This window comes from Microbacterium sp. NPDC088619 (genome assembly GCF_044752825.1).
Classification (GTDB): domain Bacteria; phylum Actinomycetota; class Actinomycetes; order Actinomycetales; family Microbacteriaceae; genus Microbacterium.
This window is the reverse complement of sequence record NZ_JBIVLZ010000002.1, coordinates 376,351-398,008: the sequence shown is the minus strand read 5'-3', so window position 1 is coordinate 398,008 and position 21,658 is coordinate 376,351. Positions and strand designations below refer to the sequence as shown.

Annotated in this window: 21 protein-coding genes and 1 tRNA gene; 20 read left to right on the top strand and 2 right to left on the bottom strand. The window is 66.8% G+C overall.

The genetic code is table 11. The features are described 5' to 3' along the window. The first annotated feature begins 2 nt into the window (after window positions 1-2). From ACIP5T_RS16485 to rplL, 3 genes are all read left to right on the top strand, one after another. On the top strand, window positions 3-1,796 hold the full coding sequence (locus ACIP5T_RS16485; RefSeq protein ID WP_400865819.1) for a glycoside hydrolase family 15 protein: 1,794 nt from the start codon (window positions 3-5) through the stop codon (window positions 1,794-1,796). 232 nt (window positions 1,797-2,028) lie between these two features. After that, window positions 2,029-2,517, top strand: coding sequence for a 50S ribosomal protein L10 (gene rplJ / locus ACIP5T_RS16480; RefSeq protein WP_053097428.1), 489 nt, complete (start codon window positions 2,029-2,031; stop codon window positions 2,515-2,517). A 48-nt stretch (window positions 2,518-2,565) separates the two neighbouring features. Continuing rightward, on the top strand, window positions 2,566-2,943 hold the full coding sequence (gene rplL, locus ACIP5T_RS16475) for a 50S ribosomal protein L7/L12 (RefSeq protein ID WP_042539579.1): 378 nt from the start codon (window positions 2,566-2,568) through the stop codon (window positions 2,941-2,943). A gap of 109 nt (window positions 2,944-3,052) precedes the next feature. Here the strand turns inward: rplL and ACIP5T_RS16470 are convergent, their stop codons facing one another. Next, window positions 3,053-4,057, bottom strand: a complete 1,005-nt coding sequence (locus tag ACIP5T_RS16470; protein ID WP_400865816.1) for a LacI family DNA-binding transcriptional regulator — start codon at window positions 4,055-4,057, stop codon at window positions 3,053-3,055. Window positions 4,058-4,336: 279 nt separating this feature from the next. Between ACIP5T_RS16470 and ACIP5T_RS16465 the strand changes: the two genes are divergently transcribed. The 8 genes from ACIP5T_RS16465 (at window position 4,337) to ACIP5T_RS16430 (ending at window position 13,430) form a co-directional block, all read left to right on the top strand. Further along, entirely contained in the window at window positions 4,337-5,653 is a 1,317-nt protein-coding gene (locus tag ACIP5T_RS16465; protein ID WP_400865814.1) for an ABC transporter substrate-binding protein, read from the top strand. 101 nt (window positions 5,654-5,754) lie between these two features. Continuing rightward, window positions 5,755-6,894, top strand: a complete 1,140-nt coding sequence (locus ACIP5T_RS16460) for a carbohydrate ABC transporter permease (protein ID WP_400865811.1) — start codon at window positions 5,755-5,757, stop codon at window positions 6,892-6,894. Next, the gene (locus ACIP5T_RS16455; RefSeq protein WP_400865808.1) at window positions 6,891-7,850 is read left to right on the top strand and encodes a carbohydrate ABC transporter permease; all 960 of its coding nucleotides are present in this window, start codon (window positions 6,891-6,893) and stop codon (window positions 7,848-7,850) included. The genes ACIP5T_RS16460 and ACIP5T_RS16455 overlap by 4 nt, the downstream gene beginning before the upstream one ends. A gap of 88 nt (window positions 7,851-7,938) precedes the next feature. Beyond that, on the top strand, window positions 7,939-9,315 hold the full coding sequence (locus ACIP5T_RS16450; RefSeq protein WP_400865805.1) for a cystathionine beta-synthase: 1,377 nt from the start codon (window positions 7,939-7,941) through the stop codon (window positions 9,313-9,315). Between the two features lie 55 nt (window positions 9,316-9,370). Further along, on the top strand, window positions 9,371-10,522 hold the full coding sequence (locus ACIP5T_RS16445; RefSeq protein WP_400865802.1) for a cystathionine gamma-synthase: 1,152 nt from the start codon (window positions 9,371-9,373) through the stop codon (window positions 10,520-10,522). A gap of 248 nt (window positions 10,523-10,770) precedes the next feature. Further along, a complete protein-coding gene (locus ACIP5T_RS16440; protein ID WP_400865798.1) occupies window positions 10,771-12,135 on the top strand; it encodes a multidrug effflux MFS transporter in 1,365 nt (454 codons plus the stop codon). 30 nt (window positions 12,136-12,165) lie between these two features. Next, complete coding sequence (locus ACIP5T_RS16435; protein ID WP_400865795.1) at window positions 12,166-12,801, top strand: phosphatase PAP2 family protein; 636 nt, start codon at window positions 12,166-12,168, stop codon at window positions 12,799-12,801. Between the two features lie 29 nt (window positions 12,802-12,830). Then, window positions 12,831-13,430 carry a GNAT family N-acetyltransferase gene (locus ACIP5T_RS16430; protein WP_400865792.1) on the top strand — a complete coding sequence of 200 codons (600 nt, stop codon included), beginning with the start codon at window positions 12,831-12,833 and terminating at the stop codon, window positions 13,428-13,430. Between the two features lie 241 nt (window positions 13,431-13,671). Here ACIP5T_RS16430 and ACIP5T_RS16425 read toward each other — a convergent pair. Then, window positions 13,672-13,759, bottom strand: a tRNA-Ser gene (locus tag ACIP5T_RS16425). A 224-nt stretch (window positions 13,760-13,983) separates the two neighbouring features. On the opposite strand from ACIP5T_RS16425, the gene ACIP5T_RS16420 reads away from it, so the two are divergent. The 9 genes from ACIP5T_RS16420 (at window position 13,984) to mpaP (ending at window position 21,657) form a co-directional block, all read left to right on the top strand. Beyond that, window positions 13,984-14,862, top strand: a complete 879-nt coding sequence (locus ACIP5T_RS16420; RefSeq protein WP_400865788.1) for a hypothetical protein — start codon at window positions 13,984-13,986, stop codon at window positions 14,860-14,862. A 325-nt stretch (window positions 14,863-15,187) separates the two neighbouring features. Continuing rightward, entirely contained in the window at window positions 15,188-16,240 is a 1,053-nt protein-coding gene (gene mpaB, locus ACIP5T_RS16415) for a daptide biosynthesis RiPP recognition protein (RefSeq protein ID WP_400866998.1), read from the top strand. After that, the gene (mpaD, locus tag ACIP5T_RS16410) at window positions 16,237-17,502 is read left to right on the top strand and encodes a daptide-type RiPP biosynthesis aminotransferase (protein WP_400865785.1); all 1,266 of its coding nucleotides are present in this window, start codon (window positions 16,237-16,239) and stop codon (window positions 17,500-17,502) included. The genes mpaB and mpaD overlap by 4 nt, the downstream gene beginning before the upstream one ends. Continuing rightward, window positions 17,492-18,637 carry a daptide-type RiPP biosynthesis dehydogenase gene (gene mpaC / locus ACIP5T_RS16405; RefSeq protein ID WP_400865782.1) on the top strand — a complete coding sequence of 382 codons (1,146 nt, stop codon included), beginning with the start codon at window positions 17,492-17,494 and terminating at the stop codon, window positions 18,635-18,637. Before mpaD ends, mpaC begins: the two co-directional genes overlap by 11 nt. Window position 18,638: 1 nt before the next feature. After that, the gene (gene mpaA1 / locus ACIP5T_RS16400; protein WP_400865779.1) at window positions 18,639-18,770 is read left to right on the top strand and encodes an MpaA1 family daptide-type RiPP; all 132 of its coding nucleotides are present in this window, start codon (window positions 18,639-18,641) and stop codon (window positions 18,768-18,770) included. Between the two features lie 19 nt (window positions 18,771-18,789). Next, a complete protein-coding gene (gene mpaA2, locus ACIP5T_RS16395) occupies window positions 18,790-18,936 on the top strand; it encodes an MpaA2 family daptide-type RiPP (RefSeq protein ID WP_400865776.1) in 147 nt (48 codons plus the stop codon). Between the two features lie 35 nt (window positions 18,937-18,971). Continuing rightward, window positions 18,972-19,091: an MpaA3 family daptide-type RiPP gene (gene mpaA3 / locus ACIP5T_RS16390; RefSeq protein WP_400865773.1), complete on the top strand. Its 120-nt coding sequence runs from the start codon at window positions 18,972-18,974 to the stop codon at window positions 19,089-19,091. A gap of 63 nt (window positions 19,092-19,154) precedes the next feature. Continuing rightward, window positions 19,155-19,982, top strand: a complete 828-nt coding sequence (gene mpaM / locus ACIP5T_RS16385; RefSeq protein ID WP_400865770.1) for a daptide-type RiPP biosynthesis methyltransferase — start codon at window positions 19,155-19,157, stop codon at window positions 19,980-19,982. Next, complete coding sequence (gene mpaP / locus ACIP5T_RS16380) at window positions 19,969-21,657, top strand: daptide biosynthesis intramembrane metalloprotease (protein WP_400865767.1); 1,689 nt, start codon at window positions 19,969-19,971, stop codon at window positions 21,655-21,657. The genes mpaM and mpaP overlap by 14 nt, the downstream gene beginning before the upstream one ends. Window position 21,658: the final 1 nt, after the last annotated feature.

The window sequence follows — 21,658 nt, the reverse complement described above, 5'->3', positions numbered from 1 at the left end:
CGATGCCTGCTCCGATCGAGGACTACGCCCTTCTCAGTGACTGCCGCACCGGCGCGCTCGTGTCGAAAGAGGGCAGCATCGACTGGCTCTGCCTCCCGCGCTTCGATGCACCGTCGCTGTTCGGTGCGCTGCTGGGAGAGGAGAGCAACGGATGCTGGAGCCTGCGACCGCTCGATGCGACGGCGACCTCGAGCCGTCACTATGTGTCGGACACGTTCATCCTCGTCACGCGATGGGAGACCGCCGACGGCGTCGCAGAGGTGCAGGAGTTCATGCCGCTGCACACGTCACGCAGCGATGTCGTGCGCCGGATCGTCGGCATCGAGGGTCGCGTCGAGTTCGTGACCGAGCTGCGGCTGCACTTCGACTACTCCCGCAGGCTCCCCTGGGTGCGGCAGGTGGGCACGAGCGACGAGCCGGTGCTGAGAGCGACGGCCGGACCCGAGGCGGTGACCGTGCGAGGAGTGCGGCTCGTCGCGGAGGACCACCGGCACCGGGCGACCTTCACCGTGTCGGCGGAGGAGGTCCGCGACCTGACGCTCAGCTGGTTCCCCTCGCACGAGCATGCGCCGTCGGCGCTCGATGTCGACGATGCGATCGCCGGGACGCGATCGTGGTGGCAGGGATGGGCGAGCGGGATCCAGCACGACGGAGAGCATCGCGCGGAGGTCGTGCGCTCGCTGCTGGTGCTGCGAGCGCTCACGAACAGAGACACCGGGGGCATCGTGGCGGCGGCCACGACCTCTCTTCCCGAGCAGTTCGGCGGATCCCGGAACTGGGACTACCGCTTCGTCTGGCTGCGCGACGCCGCGCTGACCCTCGAGGCCCTCATCGCCCACGGGTTCCTCTCCGAGGCGCACCATTGGCGGCGATGGCTGCTCCGTGCCGTCGCGGGCGAGCCGGCGGAGGTGCAGATCATGTACGGGATCGCGGGGGAGCGTGATCTCATCGAGCGTGAACTCACGAGTCTTCCCGGCTACGGCGGCGCCGCGCCGGTGCGAATCGGCAACGGCGCGGTCGACCAGTACCAGGGCGACGTGATCGGCGAGGTTCTGGTCGCTCTGGAATCGGCACGGATCGCCGGCCTCGAGGAGGGCGACTTCTCGTGGCCTCTGCAGCGCGCGCTCATCGAACAGGTGATCGCCTCGATGGATCGTCCCGACAACGGCATCTGGGAGATCCGGGGCGAGCCGCAGTGGTTCACGCATTCGCGAGTCATGATGTGGGCTGCGCTCGACCGGGGCGTCCGCGCCGTTCAGGAGCAGGGCCTCCCGGGCGATGCAGCTCGATGGGCGGTCGTCCGCGACACGCTGCGGCGCGAGATCGACGAGCGCGGAGTGGACGCCGAGCACGGGTACTTCATCCAGCACTACGGGTCGACCGAGGTCGACGCATCGCTGCTCGTTCTTCCGCAGGTCGGGTACTGCGCACCCGACGATCCTCGGATGCTGCGCACCGTGGAGCAGATCGAGCGGACGCTGCTCACAGGCGGGTTCCTTCGGCGCTACCGCACGGAGTCCGGGGTCGACGGTCTCGACGGCGGAGAGCACCCCTTCATCGCGTGCAGCTTCTGGTTGGTCGAGCAGTATGCGACGAGCGGCCGGATCGACGAGGCCCGCGGCCTGATGGCGCGGTTGATCGCGATGTCGAACGATCTGGGCCTGCTGTCGGAGGAGTACGACGTCGCGAATGCGCGCCAGGCGGGCAACACCCCGCAAGCGCTCTCGCACCTCAGTCTCATCCGCGCCGCCGACGCGCTCGCCGGCCATGGAGGACGCGCGGCTCACCGGCGGTGACCCGCCGGATTTGAGTGGCAGGAGGCGGTGGGGTACAGTAGGAGCAACCGAAGACCGCTGGTCATCGTCGTGCGTGTGAACGCGAGGCGATCGAAGCTCTGCTCAGCAGGGGCCCGCGCAGGACACGAACTTTCACAGCTCCGTGCGCTTGCGCCGGAGCTTTTCTGTTGCATGCGGTCAGGGGTTGGTGCCTCACCGCCGTGAGGCGCCTCGTACACACCAAGGAGTGACCATGGCGCAGAAGGACGCATCGGTCGCCGAGCTCACGAAGTCATTCGAGAACTCGACTGCCGTTCTGCTGACCGAGTACCGCGGTCTGACGGTTGCCCAGCTCAAGGAGCTGCGCAACAGCATCCGTCAGGACGCTGAGTACGCCGTGGTGAAGAACACGCTGACCAAGATCGCCGCCAACAAGGCTGGCATCACCGCGCTGGACGACGACCTCAAGGGTCCGTCGGCCGTCGCGTTCGTGCACGGTGACTTCGTCGCCACTGCCAAGGCTCTTCGTGACTTCGCCAAGGCCAACCCGCTTCTCGTGATCAAGTCGGGCATCTTCGAGGGCAACGCCCTCTCCGCCGACGAGGTCAACAAGTACGCCGCGCTCGAGAGCCGTGAGGTTCTGCTGGCGAAGGCTGCGGGCATGATGAAGGCCACGATGGGCAAGGCTGCCGCCACCATCGATGCTCTTCGCGAAAAGCTGGAGACCGCTGAGGCCGCGTGAGCGACCTGCGATCTCGTTCAACAAACCCATCTATCTAGGAGATACATCATGGCTAAGCTCACCACTGAGGAGCTGCTCGAGCAGTTCGCAGGCCTGACCCTCGTCGAGCTCAACGACTTCGTCAAGGCGTTCGAGGAGAAGTTCGAGGTCACCGCTGCTGCCCCCGTCGCCGTTGCAGGCGCAGGCGGCGGCGCTGCTGAAGAGGTTGAGGAGAAGGACTCCTTCGACGTCATCCTCGAGGCTGCCGGCGACAAGAAGATCCAGGTCATCAAGACCGTCCGCGAGCTCACCTCGCTCGGTCTCGGCGAGGCCAAGGCTGTCGTCGACGGCGCTCCCAAGGCCGTGCTCGAGGGCGCGAACAAGGAAGCCGCCGAGAAGGCCAAGGCTGCTCTCGAAGAGGCAGGCGCCACGGTTACCCTCAAGTAATCCGTTCCAGGTCGCGGCGCGTGCGCCTCGCCCTGGATGCGTCTGAACGCTTCATGAAAGCCCCGGGTTCGCCCGGGGCTTTCGTGCGTCCAGGCCGATGGGCTGAGGCTCAGCGACGCCCGGCGGTGGAGCTGCGCACGACGAGCGAGGATGCCGTGACGGTGCGCTGTAGCGGCGCATCCGGTCTGTCGATCTGCTGCTGCAGCAGTCGCACGGCCTCGTGCCCCTGTTCTCGCGGCGACTGCCTGATGGTCGTGAGCGCGAACATCTCGGCGTGCACGTGGTCGTCGACTCCGACGATGCTGAGTTCAGTGGGGACGGCGATTCCCAGGCGTCGGGCCCCGATCATCGCTCCGATCGCCGTTTCGTCGCAGACGCCCACGATCGCGGTCGGACGCCCTCGGCGGTCGCCGAGCAGCTCGACGGCGGCGGCGTACCCGCCCGGCATGGTCGGCGGGGAATCGGCGATCCGCGCGACCGCCTCGAGTCCGGCGGCGGCCAGGGCTTCCAGATAGCCCTCGACGCGCTGGGCGTCGCCGTAGCTGAGCTCGTCGGGGTCTGCCGACCCTCCGACGAAGGCGATGTCGGTGTGACCGAGCTCGATGAGATGCTCGGTGGCGATGCGAGCGGCGGCGACGTCATCGATCGAGACCGCACTGGACCCCTCACTGTACGGACCGACGCTGACGAGCGGCCGTTCCGAACGATGCAGGCGCTCGAGCTCCTGGGCGCTGGGTTGGATGCCGACGGCGATGATCCCGTCGAACCGCCGACCGGGCAGAACCGTGTCGAACAGACGCTCTCGGGTCTCGGTGCCTTCTCGCACCCCGTAGAGCGCCAGCTCGTAGTCGAGACCGAACAGCGATTCCTGGATGCCGGCCAGCAGCTCGGAGAAGAACCAGCGGTCGACCGGCGGCATGATGACGCCGACGGTCTGGGTGCGCCCCGTGGCGAGGCTGGTCGCCGAGGAGTGCGCGACGTAGGCCAACTCGGTCGCCGCCGTCGTGACCCTGTCGCGCGTGCCCTCTGAGACGTAGCCGCGGCCGCTGAGTGCCCGGCTCGCAGTCGCCTTCGACACGCCGGCGCGCGCCGCGACGTCGGCGATCGTGCTCATCGGTCCTCCTCGACCATGCCCTCGGCGCGTCGTCTCCCCCCACGCGCCGATGACAGCGTACCCGGTGCGGAGAGGGAAAGGAACCGGTTCCAGGCGGAAAGCGAGGGAGCGCTCCCATCGCTCCGGAGAGAACCGTCGAAAAGGTTGCGAGCTTGTGATCCTGGCTTGTTGTGTCGCGCTGCCGGACCCCGGTAGGTTGTCCTGGAATCGGTTCCCGATTCCGTGTCCAGGGGCGGCGCGGAACGAGGGGAGCCGCAAAACTCGAAGAGGAGAATTCACATGGGTCTGTCACAGCGTTCCCGGCGTTACGCGCCAATCGCTCTGCTGGGAGTCGCGGGTATCGCGCTCGCCGGTTGTGGTGCTCCCGGCGGCACGGACGGCGGGGGAGAAGGCGGCGGCGGCGACAACACCGTCACGATCTACGGCACGATCGTCGAGGGAGAGGCCGACCTTCTCGCGGAGTCCTGGGCGGACTTCGAGAAGGAGAACGACATCGAGATCAAGTACGAGGGCAGCCAGGACTTCGAGACGCAGCTCGGCACCCGCGCTCAGGGCGGCAACCCGCCCGACATCGCGATCTTCCCGCAGCCGGGTCTGTTCGCGGACTACGCGGCACGCGACTTCCTGAAGCCGGCCCCCGACGCGGTCGAGGCGAACGCCAAGGAGTACTGGACGCAGGGCTGGGTCGACTTCGGCACGTACGAAGACGAGTTCTACGGCGCACCGCTGATGGCGAGCGTCAAGGGCTGGGTCTGGTACTCGCCGAAGAAGTTCGCCGAGTGGGGCGTCGAAGAGCCCACCAGCTGGGACGAGCTGCTCACGCTGACGCAGAAGATCCAGGAGACGAGCGGCAAGGCTCCCTGGTGCGCCGGCTTCGAGTCGGGCGTCGCGACCGGCTGGCCCGGAACGGACTGGATCGAGGACCTCGTGCTCCGCAACGCCGGAGCCGATGTCTACGACCAGTGGGTGAAGAACGAGGTCCCGTTCACCGACCCGCAGATCAAGGAGGCGTTCGACGCCACGGGTGAGCTCCTGCTCAACCAGGCATACGTCAACGCCGGCTTCGGCGACGTGCGCTCGATCAACTCGACGGCATTCGGAGATGTGGCACCGGCGGTCGCCAGCGGCGAGTGCGCGCTGACCCACCAGGCATCCTTCCTCTCGGGCTTCTTCCCCGAGGGCACCGACATCTCCGAGGACGGCGACGTCTGGGCCTTCCTGCTCCCGAGCCAGAGCGAAGACGAGACCTTCATCACCGGCGGTGGCGAGATCGTGGGAGCGTTCAGCGACGACGAGGCGACCCAGAAGGTGCTGGAGTACCTGTCGAGCCCCGAGTGGGCCGACAAGCGTCTGGCCCTCGGCGGCGTGACCTCTGCCAACAAGGGCGTCGACATCGAGGCCGTGGAGAACCCGATCCTCCAGGAGTCGATCAAGCTCCTGCAGGACGACTCGGTCACGTTCCGCTTCGACGGATCCGACCAGATGCCCGGCGCTGTCGGCTCCGGAACCTTCTGGAAGGGCATGGTCGCCTGGATCAACGGGACCTCGACCGACGAGGTCCTGACCCAGATCGAGACCGGCTGGCCTTCCAGCTGATCGGATGAGGTGGGCCGCCCTCGGGCGGCCCACCTTCTCCCTCTCGGTCCGAGCGTCTTCGCCCGGACCGCTGATCAGCTCCGTCTCATGAAGGGGAATCCATGAACGCGACTGTGTTCTTCCAATGGATCGGGACTCTGCCCCCGATCGCCCAGGCTCTCGCCGTCGTCATCGCCTTCGCGGTGGTCGTCGTCGTCATCCTGCTTCTCGTCGACATCGCGCCTCGCAAGGGCGCGCTCTACACCGGCATCCGCCTCGCGATGTGCCTGCTCATCCCGTTCGCGGTGATGTGGTTCTTCAACTCCTATTACTGGGCGATGGGAGTCGCGGTCGCCGTCGGCGCACTGTTCTTCTTCCTCGACTACCGGTCGCGTGACGGAGCCGGGTACCTTATCCAGCTCGTCGCATTCATGGCTCCCGCCATGCTGCTGCTGCTCGCGGGTCTGATCCTGCCGTCGATCCAGACGGTGTACGCATCGTTCTGGAACTCCACCGGCAGTGACTTCGTCGGATTCTCGAACTACCTGTGGATCTTCACGCAGTCGGATGGCGTCACCTCGGTCGTGAACACGATCGTCTGGGTGCTGCTGGTTCCGACGCTCTCGACGATCGTCGGTCTGGCCTACGCGGTGTTCATCGACAAGACCCGCGGCGAGAAGATCTACAAGCTGCTTGTCTTCATGCCGATGGCGATCTCATTCGTCGGCGCGAGCATCATCTGGCGCTTCGTGTACGCCTACCGTGGCCCCGAGTTCGAGCAGATCGGTCTGCTCAACCAGATCCTGGTCTGGTTCGGCGGAGAGCCGCAGCAGTTCCTGCTGAACGGCCCGTGGAACAACCTGGCGCTCATCGTCGTGCTGATCTGGGTGCAGACCGGTTTCGCGATGGTCGTGCTCTCGGCATCCATCAAGGGTGTTCCCACGGAACTCCTCGAAGCGGCCGAGCTCGATGGCGCGAACGCCTGGGAGCGTTTCCGTTCGGTCACGATCCCCTCGATCCGACCGGCTCTGATCGTCGTTCTGACCACGATCTCGATCGCCTCGCTGAAGGTGTTCGACATCGTGCGCACGATGACCGGTGGCAACTACGGCACGTCGGTGCTCGCGAACGAGATGTACACGCAGTTCTCCAAGTTCGAGGCGGGACGCAGTGCTGCGCTCTCCGTCATCCTGTTCATCCTGGTGCTCCCGATCGTGATCTACAACGCGCGCCAGATCAAGAAGCAGCGGGAGATCCGATGACCGACACCGTGAACTCAGACACCGGGCAGAGCACGAGGGCGATCACGACCGCCGGACGCTTCGAAGCCTCGGCCGGCCGTGCGCGAAAGCGGCTCAGTCGCCCGTGGGCGACGGTCGCCTCGATCGTCATCGCAGTCCTGTGGACCATCCCGACGCTCGGACTCTTCATCTCGTCGTTCCGCGAGCGGGATGCGATCGAGACCACGGGGTGGTGGACGTTCTTCACCAACCCGCAGTTCACCCTCGACAACTACGTGGCCGTGCTGCAGTCCGGCACCACGCAGCTGACGATCCTGGAGTCCTTCTTCAACTCGATCGTGATCACGATCCCGGCCACCCTCATCCCGCTGATGATCGCGGCGATGGCGGCATACGCCTTCTCGTGGATCGACTTCAAGGGACGCAACGCGCTGTTCATCTTCGTGTTCGCACTGCAGATCGTGCCGATCCAGATGGCGCTCGTCCCGCTGCTGTCGTCGTTCTCGCGGGGTATCAACCTGTTCGGCGTGCAGGTGACGCAGGGACTCGATGCCTCGGGCGGCTACGCGCAGGTGTGGATCGCCCACACCATGTTCGCGCTGCCGCTGGCCATCTACCTGCTGCACAACTTCATGTCGGAGATCCCCGGCGAGATCATCGAGGCCGCGCGCGTCGATGGCGCATCGCGTGGTCAGATCTTCTTCCGGATCGTGCTGCCGCTGACGATGCCGGCGATCGCCTCGGTCGCGATCTTCCAGTTCCTGTGGGTCTGGAACGACCTGCTCGTGGCCCTGGTGTTCGCCGACGGCGCTGCGTCTCCGATCACGAAGGTTCTCGCCGAGATCACCGGTCGAGGCGAAGGATGGTACCTGCTCACCGCAGGTGCGTTCGTGTCGATCATCGTTCCGCTGATCGTCTTCTTCTCGCTCCAGCGGTACTTCGTGCGAGGGCTCCTGGCGGGTTCCACGAAGGGCTGATCGCTTCTTCGGCACATCTGATGACATGATGCCGCGATCGGGTGCAACACAGACCCGGTCGCGGCATCGTCGCACGTACGCTGTGAACATGAAGTACGCAGACTCCATCGTCGACCTCATCGGCGACACGCCCCTCGTGAAGCTCCAGCACGTCACCGAGGGCGTGGAGTGCACGGTGCTCGTGAAGCTCGAGTACCTCAACCCCGGCGGGTCGGCGAAGGATCGCATAGCCGCGCGGATCATCGACGCGGCCGAGGCCTCGGGCGACCTGCAGCCGGGTGGGACCATCGTCGAGCCCACGAGCGGCAACACCGGTGTCGGCCTCGCTCTGGTCGCCCAGCAGCGCGGATACAAGTGCGTCTTCGTGCTTCCCGACAAGGTCGGCGAGGACAAGATCGACGTGCTCCGCGCCTACGGCGCCGAGGTGGTCGTCACTCCGACCTCGGTCGCGGCGGACAGCCCCGAGTCGTACTACAGCGTCAGCGATCGGCTCGCCCGCGAGATCCCCGGAGCGTTCAAGCCCAACCAGTACGAGAACCCGAACGGCCCTCGCAGCCACTACGAGACCACAGGTCCCGAGATCTGGCGCGACACCGACGGGCTGATCACCCACTTCGTCGCCGGTGTCGGCACGGGCGGCACCATCACGGGCACCGGCCGCTATCTGCGCGAGGTGTCGGAAGACCGCGTCCGCATCGTCGGGATCGACCCGGAGGGCAGCGTCTACAGCGGTGGCACCGGACGCCCGTATCTGGTCGAGGGGGTCGGCGAGGACATCTGGCCCGGAGCCTACGACCCGACGATTCCGCATGAGATCGTCGCGGTCGGCGACGCCGAGTCCTTCGCGATGACCCGGCGGCTCGCACGTGAAGAGGGAATCCTCGTCGGAGGCTCCAGCGGCATGGCCGTGGTCGGCGCCCTGCGGGTCGCGCGCGAACTGCCGGCGGATGCCGTGATGGTGGTGCTGCTGCCGGACGGCGGACGCGGCTACCTCAGCAAGATCTTCAACGACGGCTGGATGCGCTCCTACGGCTTCAGCGAGGTCGAGGAGGGCGAGACGGTGGCCGACGTGCTGGCCGCCCGCACCGACCGCCTGGGGGAGGGGATCCCCGATCTCGTGCACGCGCACCCGACCGACACGGTGCTCGAGGCGATCGGCATGATGACCGAGTACGACGTCTCGCAGCTGGTGGTGCTGAGCGCGGAGCCTCCGGTGATGATGGGCGAAGTGGTCGGCACGGTCGACGAGAAGGGCCTGCTCGACCTGCTGTTCCGCGGAGACGCCAAGCCGGCCGACGCCGTGGGAGAGCACGTCGGGGAGCGGCTGCCGCTCATCGGCATCCATGCTCCTCTCGCGCAGGCCAGAGCCGCTCTCGCCGACGCCGACGCGCTGCTCGTGACGCTCGACGGCAAGCCGCACACGGTGCTCACGCGACAGGACCTGCTGTCGTACCTCTCGCGCTGACGCTCGGCGTAACAGGGGCGGCCGCCCTCCCCGGCGCGGACGTAGGCTGAGGGGCATGTCCGAGCATGCTTTCGCCACCCGAGCCATCCACGCAGGTCAGGCGCCTGACCCGACCACAGGGTCGATCATCCCGCCGATCTATCAGGCATCCACCCATGTGCAGGACGGCATCGGCGGGTTCCGCGACGGCTACGAGTACAACCGCGCGGGCAACCCGACGCGCTCGTCGCTCGAGACGCAGCTCGCGGCGCTCGAGGGCGGGGCGAACGCCCTGTCGTTCGCGTCCGGGCTCTCGGCAGAGGACGCGCTGCTGCGCGGCATCCTGAAGCCGGGCGACCATATCGTGCTCGGCAACGACGTCTACGGCGGCACGTACCGCCTGCTCACCAAGGTGCTCGCCCCGTGGGGCATCGAGACGACCACGGTCGAGCTGTCGGACGTCGACGAGCTGCGCGCGGCGATCCGCCCGGAGACGAAGATCGTCTGGGTCGAGACGCCCAGCAATCCGCTGCTGAAGATCGTCGACATCGCGCTCGTCGCCGAGATCGCGCACGCCGCCGGTGCCATCGCGGTCGTCGACAACACCTTCGCCTCGCCGGCGCTGCAGCAGCCGCTCTCGCTCGGTGCGGACCTCGTCGTGCATTCCACCACCAAGTACCTCGGCGGGCACTCCGACGTCCTCGGCGGTGCGGTGGTCTTCGGCGACGATCGCTTCTACGAGCAGATCAAGTTCCAGCAGTTCGCGGTCGGCGCGGTCTCGGCCCCGCTCGACGCCTGGCTCACGACTCGCGGCATCAAGACGCTCGCGGTGCGTGTGCGTCAGCACTCCGAGAACGCGCAGGCCATCGCCGAATGGGCCACGTCGCGCCCGGAGTTCGCGACCGTGTACTACCCGGGGCTCGTCTCGCACCCCGGGCACGAGGTCGCCGCACGCCAGATGAGCGGCTTCGGGGGGATGCTGTCACTCGGCCTTGCAGCGGGTGCGGATGCCGCGAAGGCGTTCGCCGAGTCGACCGAGCTCTTCCAGCTCGCCGAGTCGCTCGGCGGCGTCGAGTCGCTGATCGGCTATCCGCCGGACATGACCCACGCCTCGGTGCGGGGCACCGCGCTCGCCGTGCCCGAGAACGTCGTGCGCCTGTCGGTGGGCATCGAGGGTGTCGATGACCTCATCGCCGACCTCGAACAGGGGCTCGCGCGCCTCGGCTGAGTGCTCGACCGACGTCCGCGGCGAGAGACCGCACGGATGCATGCTCAGAAGACGGATGGATGCCGAGACCGCGTGTTTCGGCATCCATCCGTCTTCTCGGCATGCAGGTGTGTTCGTCGCGGACTGCGTCGGTGTCCGGCGGGGCTGTAGCATGGAGACTTCGCCCAGATCGAATCGATTCGACCTCGCTCGCCGATCCGACTGCCTCAGCGACTCGCCTGATCCCCTCGAACTCCGGAAGGACCGTCGTGCCCGACGCTCCACGCACTGACTCCATCTCGACGACACCCGCCCCCGAGCGGACGGCCACCGGCAGCATCCGCATCCCGTCGGCGACGGGCGCGATCCGCACCCTCGGGTCGAACCCCGCCACGGCGCCGATCATGCTGCACCCCGGCGACTCGATCTCGAACGGCCGCCGCGCGCTGTACATCGTGCTGCTCGGGGCCCTCACCGCCCTCGGACCGTTCACGATCGACCTGTACCTGCCGGCTTTCCCCGTGCTGGAGCAGGACTTCGAGACGACGGCGGCGGCGATCCAGCTGACCCTGACCGGCACGATGATCGGATTCGCGCTGGGGCAGCTCGTGGTGGGGCCGCTCAGCGACAAGGTGGGTCGACGCATTCCGCTGATCGTCGTCACCGCACTGCATGTGCTGGCCAGTGTCGCCGCAGCCTACGCCCCGACCCTTCCCCTGCTCAGCGGTGCTCGTGTGCTCATGGGCGTGGGAGCCGCGGCCGGTGGCGTCGTCGCGATGGCCATCGTGCGCGACCTGTTCGGCGGTCGACGGCTGGTCGTCATGCTGTCGAGGCTCGCGCTGGTCTCCGGAGTCGCACCGGTGATCGCCCCGCTGATCGGCTCGTGGCTGCTCACGCTCATGCCATGGCGCGGCATCTTCGTCGTGCTCGCCCTCTACGGCGTGCTGATGCTCGTCTCGACCGTGGTGTTCATCCCCGAGACGCTCCCGATCGCGCGCCGCCAGGAGAAGGGCGGTGCCACCGTCATGCAGCGCTATCGGTCGGTGTTCTCCGACCGTGTGTTCATCGGCGTGCTGATCATCGGCGGCATGACGTTCTCCGGCCTGTTCTCCTACCTGTCGGCGTCGCCCTTCCTGTTCCAGCAGACCCACGGGCTGGACGCGCAGCAGTACGGCCTGCTCTTCGCCGTCAACTCCCTCGGCGTCGTGGCCGGCGTCCAGACGGCTTCGCGACTCGCCGCACGATTCGGCCCCCAGTGGGTCATGGCGTACTCCACGGCGGTGCTGCTGCTCGCCGGCGTCGCGATCATCGTGACCGACCAGCTCGGCCTCGGGCTCTGGGGCACGGTCATCCCGCTGTTCTTCTTCATGACGGCCTGCGGCTTCACCTTCCCGAACGTGCAGGTGCTCGCCCTCGACCGCCACGGCAAGGCCGCGGGCACAGCGGCCTCCGTCATCGGCGCCACGAACTTCGGTGTCGCAGGACTCATCTCGCCGGTCGTGGGATGGATCTCTCACGGCACCGGAATCACCGCCACGAGCATGGCATCGGTCATGGTCGGGTGCGCGGCGATCGGCATCCTTTCGCTGTGGCTGATCGTGCGTCCCCGGACTGTCGGCATGCTCGCTCCCTGATATTCAGCTCCCGACCGGCAGAATGGTTCGATGAGATCACGAACGCTGCTGTGGTGGGGAATAGGGATGCTCGTCGCGGCGACGCTCCTCGGGGCGGCGATCGTGTTCGGGTACACCGAGCCGCCGGGGTTCGACACCTGGTGGAATGACACGGTCAGCGCATCGCGCTCGGACTGGATGCTGTCGTTCGCGCTGCTGCTCGATCACATCGGCGGGGGCTGGGTCGCGATCCTCCTCGTGCCGCTGCTCGTGATCGTCGGTCTGCTGATCGCGCGGCGATGGCAGGCGGCCGTGTTCGCCGCGGTGGCTTTCCTCGTGAGCGCCGGAGCGGTGCAGCTGCTCAAGCACCTGTTCGGCCGTGCACGCCCGGAGGACATGATCGTGGCGAGCGATTTCGGTTCATTCCCGTCGGGGCATGCGGCCAACGCGGCGACGATCGCGATGGTGCTGTGGCTCGTGTTCCCCCGGGTATGGACGGCGATTCTCGGAGTGGCCTGGGTCGTCGCAATGGCGATCTCGCGCACTCTGCTCTCGGTGCATTGGGCCACCGACACGCTCGGAGGGGCGCTGGTCGGGGCAGGCGTGGTGCTCGTGCTCGGGGCGTGGCTGCTGCCGTGGGTGACAACGTCTCGGCGAGACGATCCGGCGGTCACCTCGGTAGGCTGACAGCTCACCCCACTCATCGAGGAGCAGCTGTGTCGCGCATCCGTCCGTATCGACCGTCCGATCGTGATGCCCTCTACGAGATCTGCGTCCGGACAGCGGATGCCGGTGCAGACGCGACCGGGCTGTTCTCCGATGACTCGCTCTGGGGAGACCTGTTCGCGGTGCCGTATGTCGAACGGCATCCCGATCTCGCATGGGTCGTCGAGACCGATGACGAGCGCGTGATCGGCTACATCGTGGCGACCGACGACACCGACGCCTTCGCGACCTGGTTCCGAGACGAATGGTGGCCGACGCTGCAGGATCGGTATCCGCAGGCCGCCGAGCCGACGAGCCGCGAAGAGCGGATGATCGAGCACGGCTATGCGCAGGCTCCGGGGCGCAATGCCAACGCCGCAGAGTACCCGGCGCACCTGCACATCGACCTGCTGCCCGAGACGCAAGGTCAGGGGCTCGGACGTGCGCTCATCGAGACGCTGTTCGACGAGCTCACCCGCCGCGGAGTTCGCGGGTTGCACCTCGGCATGGACCCGAACAACACGGGAGCAGCCGCGTTCTACGAGCGTCTCGGTATGACGCCCCTGCCTGCAGAGCCGGGCGGGCAGAGCTTCGGCGTGAAGTTCGCCTGAGTCGCAGACCGTCCGTTGTGCCCCGTCGTGCTCCGTCGGGCTCCGTCGGGCGGAGTTCACCGTGAGGGGAGGACGGATGCCGTCCGCACCTCCGCCCTACCGGGAGAACTCCGCCTGACGGGGTGCGGATGCCGGTGACGGCGGGACTCCGATCCTCGCTTCGCTCGGTTCTCCCCGAATCCCCAGTGCTCGATAAAAAGCATGAAGGGCCCCCGCTGGCGCGGAGACCCTTCATGCTTTTTGGCGGTGACGGCGGGATTCGAACCCGCGGTTGCTTGCACAACACACGCTTTCCAAGCGTGCTCCTTCGGCCGCTCGGACACGTCACCAGGAACAACCTGAACAGTCTATCCGATCGCACGGGCGACCTAGACCAGGCATCTCCGACGCTCCCCATCGGCGCCCACCGAGCGGGATGCCGTTGCACCGATATGCGATGCGTCCTTGCCTTGCGCTCGCACCGACGTACTTCTTAGCCTCGGGAGCAGACGCAAAGTCGTCATACGAATGCACTCCTGCGTCGATCGGACGCTCTCGTCCCAGAAGGATCTTGATGACGACTGTCGAAACCACAGCCACGACCAGCACGGCCTTGCGTGTGGCACTGCGCACTGCTCACTCCCGTTCGCTCGCTGATCTCGGGCTCAACGCGATCGGCCGCGCCCGATTCGGATGGCGTGATCGGTCGATCGGCTCGGTGGTCGAACGCGCGGGTGGGCGGTACTGGCTGCGCGTCGTCTGGTCTGCGAGAGGCCGGGCGCGTGGCGCCTGGTGGACCGGCAATCAGGACGCCTCGCAGATCGACGGAGTGGCGAAGCCGCGTCTGCTCGACGCGCGGGCCTGGGAGGAAGGGCCGCTCGTCTACCGCGCCGAACTGATGACCCTGCTGCCTGGGCGGGTCTGCGCGCCGGACGCCGTGCTCACCGGCACGCCCGGTCTCGACGAATCGTGGTGGGGAGAGCTGGAAAGCAGCCTCGACACCCTGTCGGCCGCGAGAACGGATCGGATGGTGCTCGACCCCGAGATCATCCGACGGCGGATCAGCGTCTTCTTCGGGATCGAGATGGACGTCGACCGAGACGACTGGGTGGCCAGCCACGGCGACCTGCACTGGAACAACATCCACCGAGATCCGTTCGCGATCGCCGACTGGGAGGCGTGGGGGCTCGCCCCCCGCGGATACGATGCCGCGTTCCTGCTCGGACACTCCTTGGCCGTGCCTCACGTCGCCGAGCAGATAGCCCGACGCTTCCGGCGAGACCTGGAATCAGAGGGTGGCATCGTGTCGCAGCTGTACGTGATGACGAAGCTGCTGACCCGCGCCGACGCAGGCGAGCACGAGCATCTGGTGCCAGCGCTCCACCGCCATGTGGGGCGCCTTCTCGGCACCAGGGTTCCGCTCGTTCGCGCGTCGCGCACTGTCACCGCCTGAGTGTCGCCGGCGACTGCCGGCGTCGAGAAGTCGTCGACGAGGTGCCGAATCTCGCAGATTCGAAAGCGATCGGAATGACGATATCGGCTCGAAAAGAATATATTGCAGCACATTCGACACATATATAGCCTCATATGAGTACGCACATTCACTCGAACGCAATTCGATATCTCTGGGGAGAAATGCACACCAGCTCGACGCAGGCATCGCGTGAAAGTCAGCGCCTCCGGAAAGCGACTGCTTTCACGCCGAATGCGAGCGCGGCATATCTTCGCGCATTCGCGGCGCCGGGTGTCTGCACCGCGGGTCGGTGGGTCGGCGCATGATGCCCGACAGCGGCGCGATCGCCGAACCGGAGCTCGTCGGAGCCCGGGCGCTCCGTGAATGGATCACCGGCGAGCAGGAGGAATACTCGCGCGTGTTCTTCGTCGAGAACGGTGCGTCGGTCGAGAGCGTCGTCGCCGCCGCCGGCGAAGGCGACCTGGTCCTTCTGCACGCGCAGAGCGGAGCCTATGACGGGCCAGCCCACGCCGTTCGCTACACCGGCGCTCTGCGCGAGATCGGAGACGAGCTGTTCTTCGGCGAGCGAGGCGTCGAGCTCCAGGACTATGTCGCTGCGGCGTTCGTTCAGATCGTCCGTCCGACTGCGGTGGGATTCTTCGACCGGAACAGCTGGCAGGCGTTTCTCGACGACGCGGAACTCGCTCGTCGTACGGGTGTCTTTCCTTCGGCATTGATCGATGCGCGGGTGCTCCTCGCGAACCGCACCGCTCTGGGAGCACCGGATGAACTCGCGGCTCCGACCGCGATCAGGGTGGGCTCGGACGGCCGGGTCAGCGTCGGTGTGTGGGGCGAGGTGATCGGCCACGTCGTCGAGCTGAAGACGGTGATCGAGTCCCCTCTGCCCCGTGCCGCGGTGTGGGGAGAATCGGAACTGAGACAGGCCGCCGCCGCGGACCTGACCAGCCGCGGATGGATCGGTCGCTACGTGAACGCGACGGATCTCATCAAGATGCTCGGCTTGGAGAACGGCATCGCGAAGATCTCAGGATTCGGCTGGTGGCTCATCGACGATGACCGCGCGGACGCCGAACCGCTGGCGTCGGATCCCTTCCTGCTCGAGACCCCGGACGGCTTCGTGCTCGCCGACACCACCACGTTGCGACGCCAGCTGCTGTCGCCGCTGACGGCGAAGGTCGTCGCCGCCACACAGACCTCGAGCACGCTGGAGGTGGCGGTGGATCGCTTGGCTCTCGAATGCGGCTTGTCTGCGTCTGATGCGAGCGCCCTGTGTCGGGAAGCTGCCGCGGTGCTCGACATCCACTTCGGCACAACAGCTGACGGGGCGCGCCGGATGGCGTCGGGAAGCGCTCGATGAACGTTCCGCATGCGTTATGGACGTCGATGCTGCCCGCAGACGCCACGTTCACGCGCGACGAGGTCGCCGTCGGCGCCGCCGGAAATCGCATCGAATTCGCGGACGGATCGACACGCCTCAGTGCGACGAGCGGACTCTGGAACGTCCCTCTCGGTTTCGGAAACAAGGCGGTCGCTGATGCTGTGAGCAGAGCGACGCATGATGCGTCGTATCTGACTCTGTTCCGGGCGCCGCATCGGTACGCTGAGGCCGCGGCCGAAGCGCTCATCGAACTCGCCCACCCGATCCGGTACAGCCGGGTCATCTTCTGCACGTCGGGAGGGGCAGCGAACGACTCGGCGATGAAGCTCGCGAGACAGTACTGGGCACAACAGGGAGCCGGATCCCGCTCGCTGGTCGTGGGTCTCAACGGCAGCTATCACGGCACGATGTACGGCAGCCACGCGCTCAGCGGCGACGACCTCCTTCAATCGGTCTACTCCGTCGACCGCAGGTCGGTGCGTCATGTGTCTCACAGCGATGACGGGGAGGAACTGGAGACGCTGCTGAAGCGCGAAGGCTCCAGAGTCGCGTCGGTGGTTGTGGAGCCCGTCCTGGGCAGCGGCGCGCATGCGCTGTCCGATGGGTTCATATCGCGACTCCTCGAGCTGCGCGAGGAGTACGGATTCCTGATCGTCGCCGACGAGGTCGCGACGGGCTTCGGACGCACCGGAACGATGTTCGCCACGGACGAATGGGGTGCGCCACCAGACATCCTCGTTCTGTCGAAAGCGTTGACGAACGGCGCAGCGGGCGCTGCCGTGCTGCTCGTGGGGGCACGCGTCGCGTCAGAGTTCGCACGTGGGGGCTGGACGTTCGTCCACGGGGAGACCCAGGCGGGGACGCCGGCCTGCGCGGCGGCCGTCGTCGCGGTGATCGAAGAGTTGCACCGCATCGACGTGGAATCGACGACGCGAGCGTTGGCGACCGACTTGTGGCGTCTCGCGAGTCGGCTGAAGTCCGATGGCGTGGTCGCCGAGGTGACGGGGCGAGGCTGTTTCGTGGGGCTCGCCCTTCGAAACCTGGACGCGAGTCGGCTCTCCGGGGCTGAGGTTCTCCGAGTGGTGGCCGCCATCGCAGAGAACGGCGTGCTGGTGCAGCCCGGCCCCAGTGCGATCCAGCTGATTCCGGCGTATGGGTTCGACGCGAGTGAGCTTCTCGAGATGGATTCTGCTGTGCGCGCTGGCGTGGCGCAGGTGCGGGAGCGTCAGCATGAGATCTGACTTCGCTGCACGGGTTCCCACGCTCTGGCACGGCCGCGGCATCGCGCGGCAGACGATCGCGCGGCTCGCTGCCGATCGAGAGCCCCTCGTGATCGCGGATTCGTCGCTCGCCGCATCGATGCTCGCCGGCCGCTCGGCCAGAACCATAGAGGTGGACGCTCGCTCGGTCGACGTCGCGGCTCTCGTCGGCATCGCGGAGGAGATCGCTCGACGGCCCCCGAGCGTGATCGTCGCGGTAGGCGGCGGAACTGTTCTCGACGCCACCAAGATCGCATCGCTTGCGCTCGCTCCGGGGCGGTTGTTCGACTTCGCCATCGAACGTGCATCGAAGTCGGCGCTGACCTTCTTGCCCGATGCGCCACCACCCGTGGAGATCGTCGCGGTGCCGACGACGCTCGGCACCTCATCGGAGACGAACAGCGTCGGCATCCTCAAGAACGAAACCGGCTATCGGCTCATCGTCGGCCGCGCGTTGAGACCCCGGCACGCCATCATCGATCCCGGCAACCTGGTGACCCTCACGCCGGCATCCGTCAGAGAGGGAGCACTCGAGGCCTTCCTCCGGCTCGCAGGCGCGGCGACGAGCCCGCGGCGAAGCTCGAGGGGGAGACGCGACGCCGTCGCTCTCGGGGGTGCACTTCTCGAGACGGCCTCCGGCGACGCAGCCGCTGCCGCCGTGCGCCTGCGTCTCGCTCGCCTCAGCGCGGCGACGCAGCGCAGTGCGGCGCTGAGGGGGCAGGATCCCTACAGCGCCCGCCACTGGTATGTGGCCAACGAAGTGGCCTTCGCGCTGGACGTCCGCAAGATGGTGGCCACAGTGGCGGTCATCGCTGCGGTCTGGCGCCGAGTGTGCTCGGGGGACCAACGATGGGGCGATCGCGAGAGCCTCGAAGAGTTCTGGATGAGCGTGGCCGGCGGCGTCGCACTGCCGCTCGACCCGCCGACCGGCATCGCTGCCCTCATCGAGCGCTGGGGGATCCCACGTCCGTCGCGGCCGACGGCTCAGAACCTGCGCCGTATTGCCGGTGCCACGGAAACAGCGTGGGGAAACCGCTACCCGATGCTCGCGGGTCTTTTCGCAGAGGACTTCTGCGATGTGCTCCGCGACTCCTACTGGAACGAAGGAGGTGAATGACATGAACGAAAGTGTGGAACGAATCCAGTTCCAAGAACTGGAGGGGATGGATGCCCCCAGTTGGGAGAGCTTCTATCAGGGCGCGATCAGCGCCCTGGTGCTCATAGGAATCGGCGCTGCTGCTGCGACGTGACCTCGTCGAGCAGACACAGATGAATCGGAGAGAGGTAAGCATGCACGCAACAATGCCGACCCTTGAGTTCACCGAACTCGAGGCAATGGAAGCGCCGGATGACGCCCTTGATTGGACCCGCGGATTCGCCGTCGGCGTGATCATCGGAATTCTCGCGCTGACATAGGAGCACCTTCGCAAGGCGTACCTAGGAGGTATGAAATGCAGACACAGTCGCTCGAGTTCCTGGAGCTCGAACACATCGATGCACCACTCGAATGGTGGGAGCACGCGAGCTACATCATCGCCATCATCGGCGGTGCGGCCGCGATCGCGACCTGACCGAAGGGGTGCGGGCCTGACACGCCCGCACCCCACTGATCCCCGCTGAGAGGTGATGCGTGAATGTCCAGTTCTCTAACTGAGGCCGTGGTGGCGAGACTCGCCGTGGTCGGAGCACTGCCGAAGGAGCAGGATCTGTACGCGGGTGCGGGCACCGATTTCTACGACAGGCTGGTCGGGTCCGACCGCGCGGAGATCAGAGAAGTGCTGGCGCTCGCGAGAGGCACCGTGGGGCCGATCCTCGATGTGGCGGCAGGGAGCGGGCGGTTGACCATCCCTTTGGTGCGATCGGGCAAGCGGGTGACGGCGATAGATCTCTCCGACGACATGCTCTCCCGCCTCCGTCGAGCGCTGCCCGACCACACGATGCTGGAGTGCATCGTCGCGGACGTGCGGGACTTCTCACTGCGGCAGCAGTTCGGTCTTGTGATCATGGGCGCGACGTCGATCACGCTGCTCGACGGTGTCGGCAGGTCCCAGCTCTACGCGAACGTGCGACGTCACCTCGCTCCGCACGGTGTGTTCGCCCTGACCGTGGCCGGAGGAGCCTCAGCGGAGAGCCTCTCGGTGTCGAGAGATCGAGAGATCGCTGTCCCAGGACCGGGCGGAGACGAGACCTATCTGTTCTCGCAGCAAGTGGAAGAGGGCGGCGCGGCACGTGTGGTCAACTGGGTTCGTGTCGCCGACCTGGCAGAGGGCGGCGACGTGACAGTTCTCACGAGCCGTCTGCGAGTTCTCGACCACGAGGTCCTCTCGAGAGAGCTCATCAACGCGGGGTTCACCGCTCCCGCCGTCTCGCCTGTTCGGACGCTCGGCGGTGAGGACATCGTTCTTCTCACCACGACGTCTGCGGCAGACCCGGAAGCGATGGATGACGATGCTTCGCGGTAGTTTCCCTCGACGCCGAGCGACTCGGTCTGCGGAAGACGCGCTCGCTGCTGACGCGTGCCCTGTCCTCTCGTCCGGCGTCGACTTCGAACAGGTGGCCGAGGACGGGACGTGGATCGCGATGCTCCACGGTGTGCCGTCATCGAGAGTGTCTCTGGCGGTCGTCGATCTGCTGCGCGCGATGAACGGCGAAACCGCACTTCATGATCTGCACCGGCGCTTCGCTGCGTCCGAGCCATTGGAGCAGTTTCTGATGCTGGCCCAGCGCTTCCGCGCCTGTGGACTGCTCGAGGGCGACGAGAAGCTCCCTCCCGGTCGAGTGGTCTATCGGCCCCCTTTCACTCTTCAGCTCGCGACGCTGCGCGCACCTGCGATCTTCGGTCGTCTGGACCGACTGACCGTTCCTCTCCCGCACCGAGCGGTTCTCGTGTCGGTGGCGGTTCTGGTCTGCCTCGGCGTTCTCGCCGCATCCGTTCAGGCGGATGAGCTGCGGGAAGCCCTCACCACGCCGGTGCCGCTCTCGGCCCTCGTGTCTCTCGTGGCAGCGCTTTCGCTCATGACCCTGCTGCACGAGAGCGCCCATGGCCTCGCGCTGACCAGATTCGGCGGCAGCCCCCGCCGAGCGGGCTTCATGCTCTTCTACCTCAGCCCCGCATTCTTCGTGGACGTGACAGACGGGTGGCGGCTCCCGGAACGCCGGCACCGCGTCGCGATCGCGCTGGCGGGCCCTGCGGTGCACGCTGTCATCGGCGCGATCGCGCTCCTCGCAGCGCTCCTGCTTCCGCATCCCGTGGTGCACCAGACGATGTTGCTCCTCGCCGTCTCCTGCGGGGCCATCGTTCTCATCAATCTGATCCCCTTCGTGCGGTTCGACGGGTACATCGCGCTCATGAGCGCTCTGGATGAGCCGAACCTCAGGGGTCGTACGATCCGCGACGGCTCGGAGTTCCTGGCCCGTCTGCTGTTCGGCGGTCAACGGTCGGCCAAGAGCCTGAACACGTGGTGGAGCGTGCCGTTCGGTCTCGCGAGCCTCCTCACCCCGGTAGTGCTGGTGGTGTTCGCCGTCACCCGCGTGGCTCGAGCGCTCGCCGGGGGCGGACCGGTGCTCGGTGTGCTCATCGTCGCTCTGGAAGGCGCCGTGGTCCTGACCGGCGCCGTGCTGCTCATCACAGCTCTGCGCCGCGTGCATCGTTCCGGAGTCGCGCGGCTCCGATTCTGGTCGGTCGTCGCCGCTCTGGTCGCAAGCATCGTGATCGCCGGTGCTGTGATTCCCGTGCCCGCGACAACCACCTTCGGTTTCGCCGTGCACGGCGAGCGCGTGATCCTCCTGCACGCCGGCGAGACCGCCGAGGCGGACGTGCCCGAGGGGGCGTCGGTGGCTCTGATGAGCAACGGCATCCTCGTGAATGAGCAGGTCGCCGACGGCGCGGTCAGGCGGCAGCGTCCCGAGCCGACGACGGTGCCGCTCGACGCGCTGTTCCCGATCACCGCCGACGGTGTGACGGTCCCGGCGGTGATCGTCGCCGTGGTGGATGTGTCAGAGCGGAGCGGGCCCCTCCCTTCGACGGGGCAGGCGCGAGTCGAAAACGGCGTGAGAAGTCTGTGGCAGACGCTCTGGGTGACCGGCGTGGCAATGCCACTGTCGTCGCTCCACAGCGGAGAAGTGGGAAAGGAATGAA

Excerpts from the sequence above, each read along its gene's own strand:
- ACIP5T_RS16485 (WP_400865819.1), top strand. The coding sequence starts at position 3 with ATGCCTGCTCCGATCGAGGACTACGCCCTTCTCAGTGACTGCCGCACC.
- rplJ (WP_053097428.1), top strand. The coding sequence starts at position 2,029 with ATGGCGCAGAAGGACGCATCGGTCGCCGAGCTCACGAAGTCATTCGAG.
- rplL (WP_042539579.1), top strand. The coding sequence starts at position 2,566 with ATGGCTAAGCTCACCACTGAGGAGCTGCTCGAGCAGTTCGCAGGCCTG.
- ACIP5T_RS16470 (WP_400865816.1), bottom strand. The coding sequence starts at position 4,057 with ATGAGCACGATCGCCGACGTCGCGGCGCGCGCCGGCGTGTCGAAGGCG.
- ACIP5T_RS16465 (WP_400865814.1), top strand. The coding sequence starts at position 4,337 with ATGGGTCTGTCACAGCGTTCCCGGCGTTACGCGCCAATCGCTCTGCTG.
- ACIP5T_RS16460 (WP_400865811.1), top strand. The coding sequence starts at position 5,755 with ATGAACGCGACTGTGTTCTTCCAATGGATCGGGACTCTGCCCCCGATC.
- ACIP5T_RS16455 (WP_400865808.1), top strand. The coding sequence starts at position 6,891 with ATGACCGACACCGTGAACTCAGACACCGGGCAGAGCACGAGGGCGATC.
- ACIP5T_RS16450 (WP_400865805.1), top strand. The coding sequence starts at position 7,939 with ATGAAGTACGCAGACTCCATCGTCGACCTCATCGGCGACACGCCCCTC.
- ACIP5T_RS16445 (WP_400865802.1), top strand. The coding sequence starts at position 9,371 with ATGTCCGAGCATGCTTTCGCCACCCGAGCCATCCACGCAGGTCAGGCG.
- ACIP5T_RS16435 (WP_400865795.1), top strand. The coding sequence starts at position 12,166 with ATGAGATCACGAACGCTGCTGTGGTGGGGAATAGGGATGCTCGTCGCG.
- ACIP5T_RS16420 (WP_400865788.1), top strand. The coding sequence starts at position 13,984 with ATGACGACTGTCGAAACCACAGCCACGACCAGCACGGCCTTGCGTGTG.
- mpaB (WP_400866998.1), top strand. The coding sequence starts at position 15,188 with ATGCCCGACAGCGGCGCGATCGCCGAACCGGAGCTCGTCGGAGCCCGG.
- mpaD (WP_400865785.1), top strand. The coding sequence starts at position 16,237 with ATGAACGTTCCGCATGCGTTATGGACGTCGATGCTGCCCGCAGACGCC.
- mpaC (WP_400865782.1), top strand. The coding sequence starts at position 17,492 with ATGAGATCTGACTTCGCTGCACGGGTTCCCACGCTCTGGCACGGCCGC.
- mpaA1 (WP_400865779.1), top strand. The coding sequence starts at position 18,639 with ATGAACGAAAGTGTGGAACGAATCCAGTTCCAAGAACTGGAGGGGATG.
- mpaA2 (WP_400865776.1), top strand. The coding sequence starts at position 18,790 with ATGAATCGGAGAGAGGTAAGCATGCACGCAACAATGCCGACCCTTGAG.
- mpaA3 (WP_400865773.1), top strand. The coding sequence starts at position 18,972 with ATGCAGACACAGTCGCTCGAGTTCCTGGAGCTCGAACACATCGATGCA.
- mpaM (WP_400865770.1), top strand. The coding sequence starts at position 19,155 with ATGTCCAGTTCTCTAACTGAGGCCGTGGTGGCGAGACTCGCCGTGGTC.
- mpaP (WP_400865767.1), top strand. The coding sequence starts at position 19,969 with ATGCTTCGCGGTAGTTTCCCTCGACGCCGAGCGACTCGGTCTGCGGAA.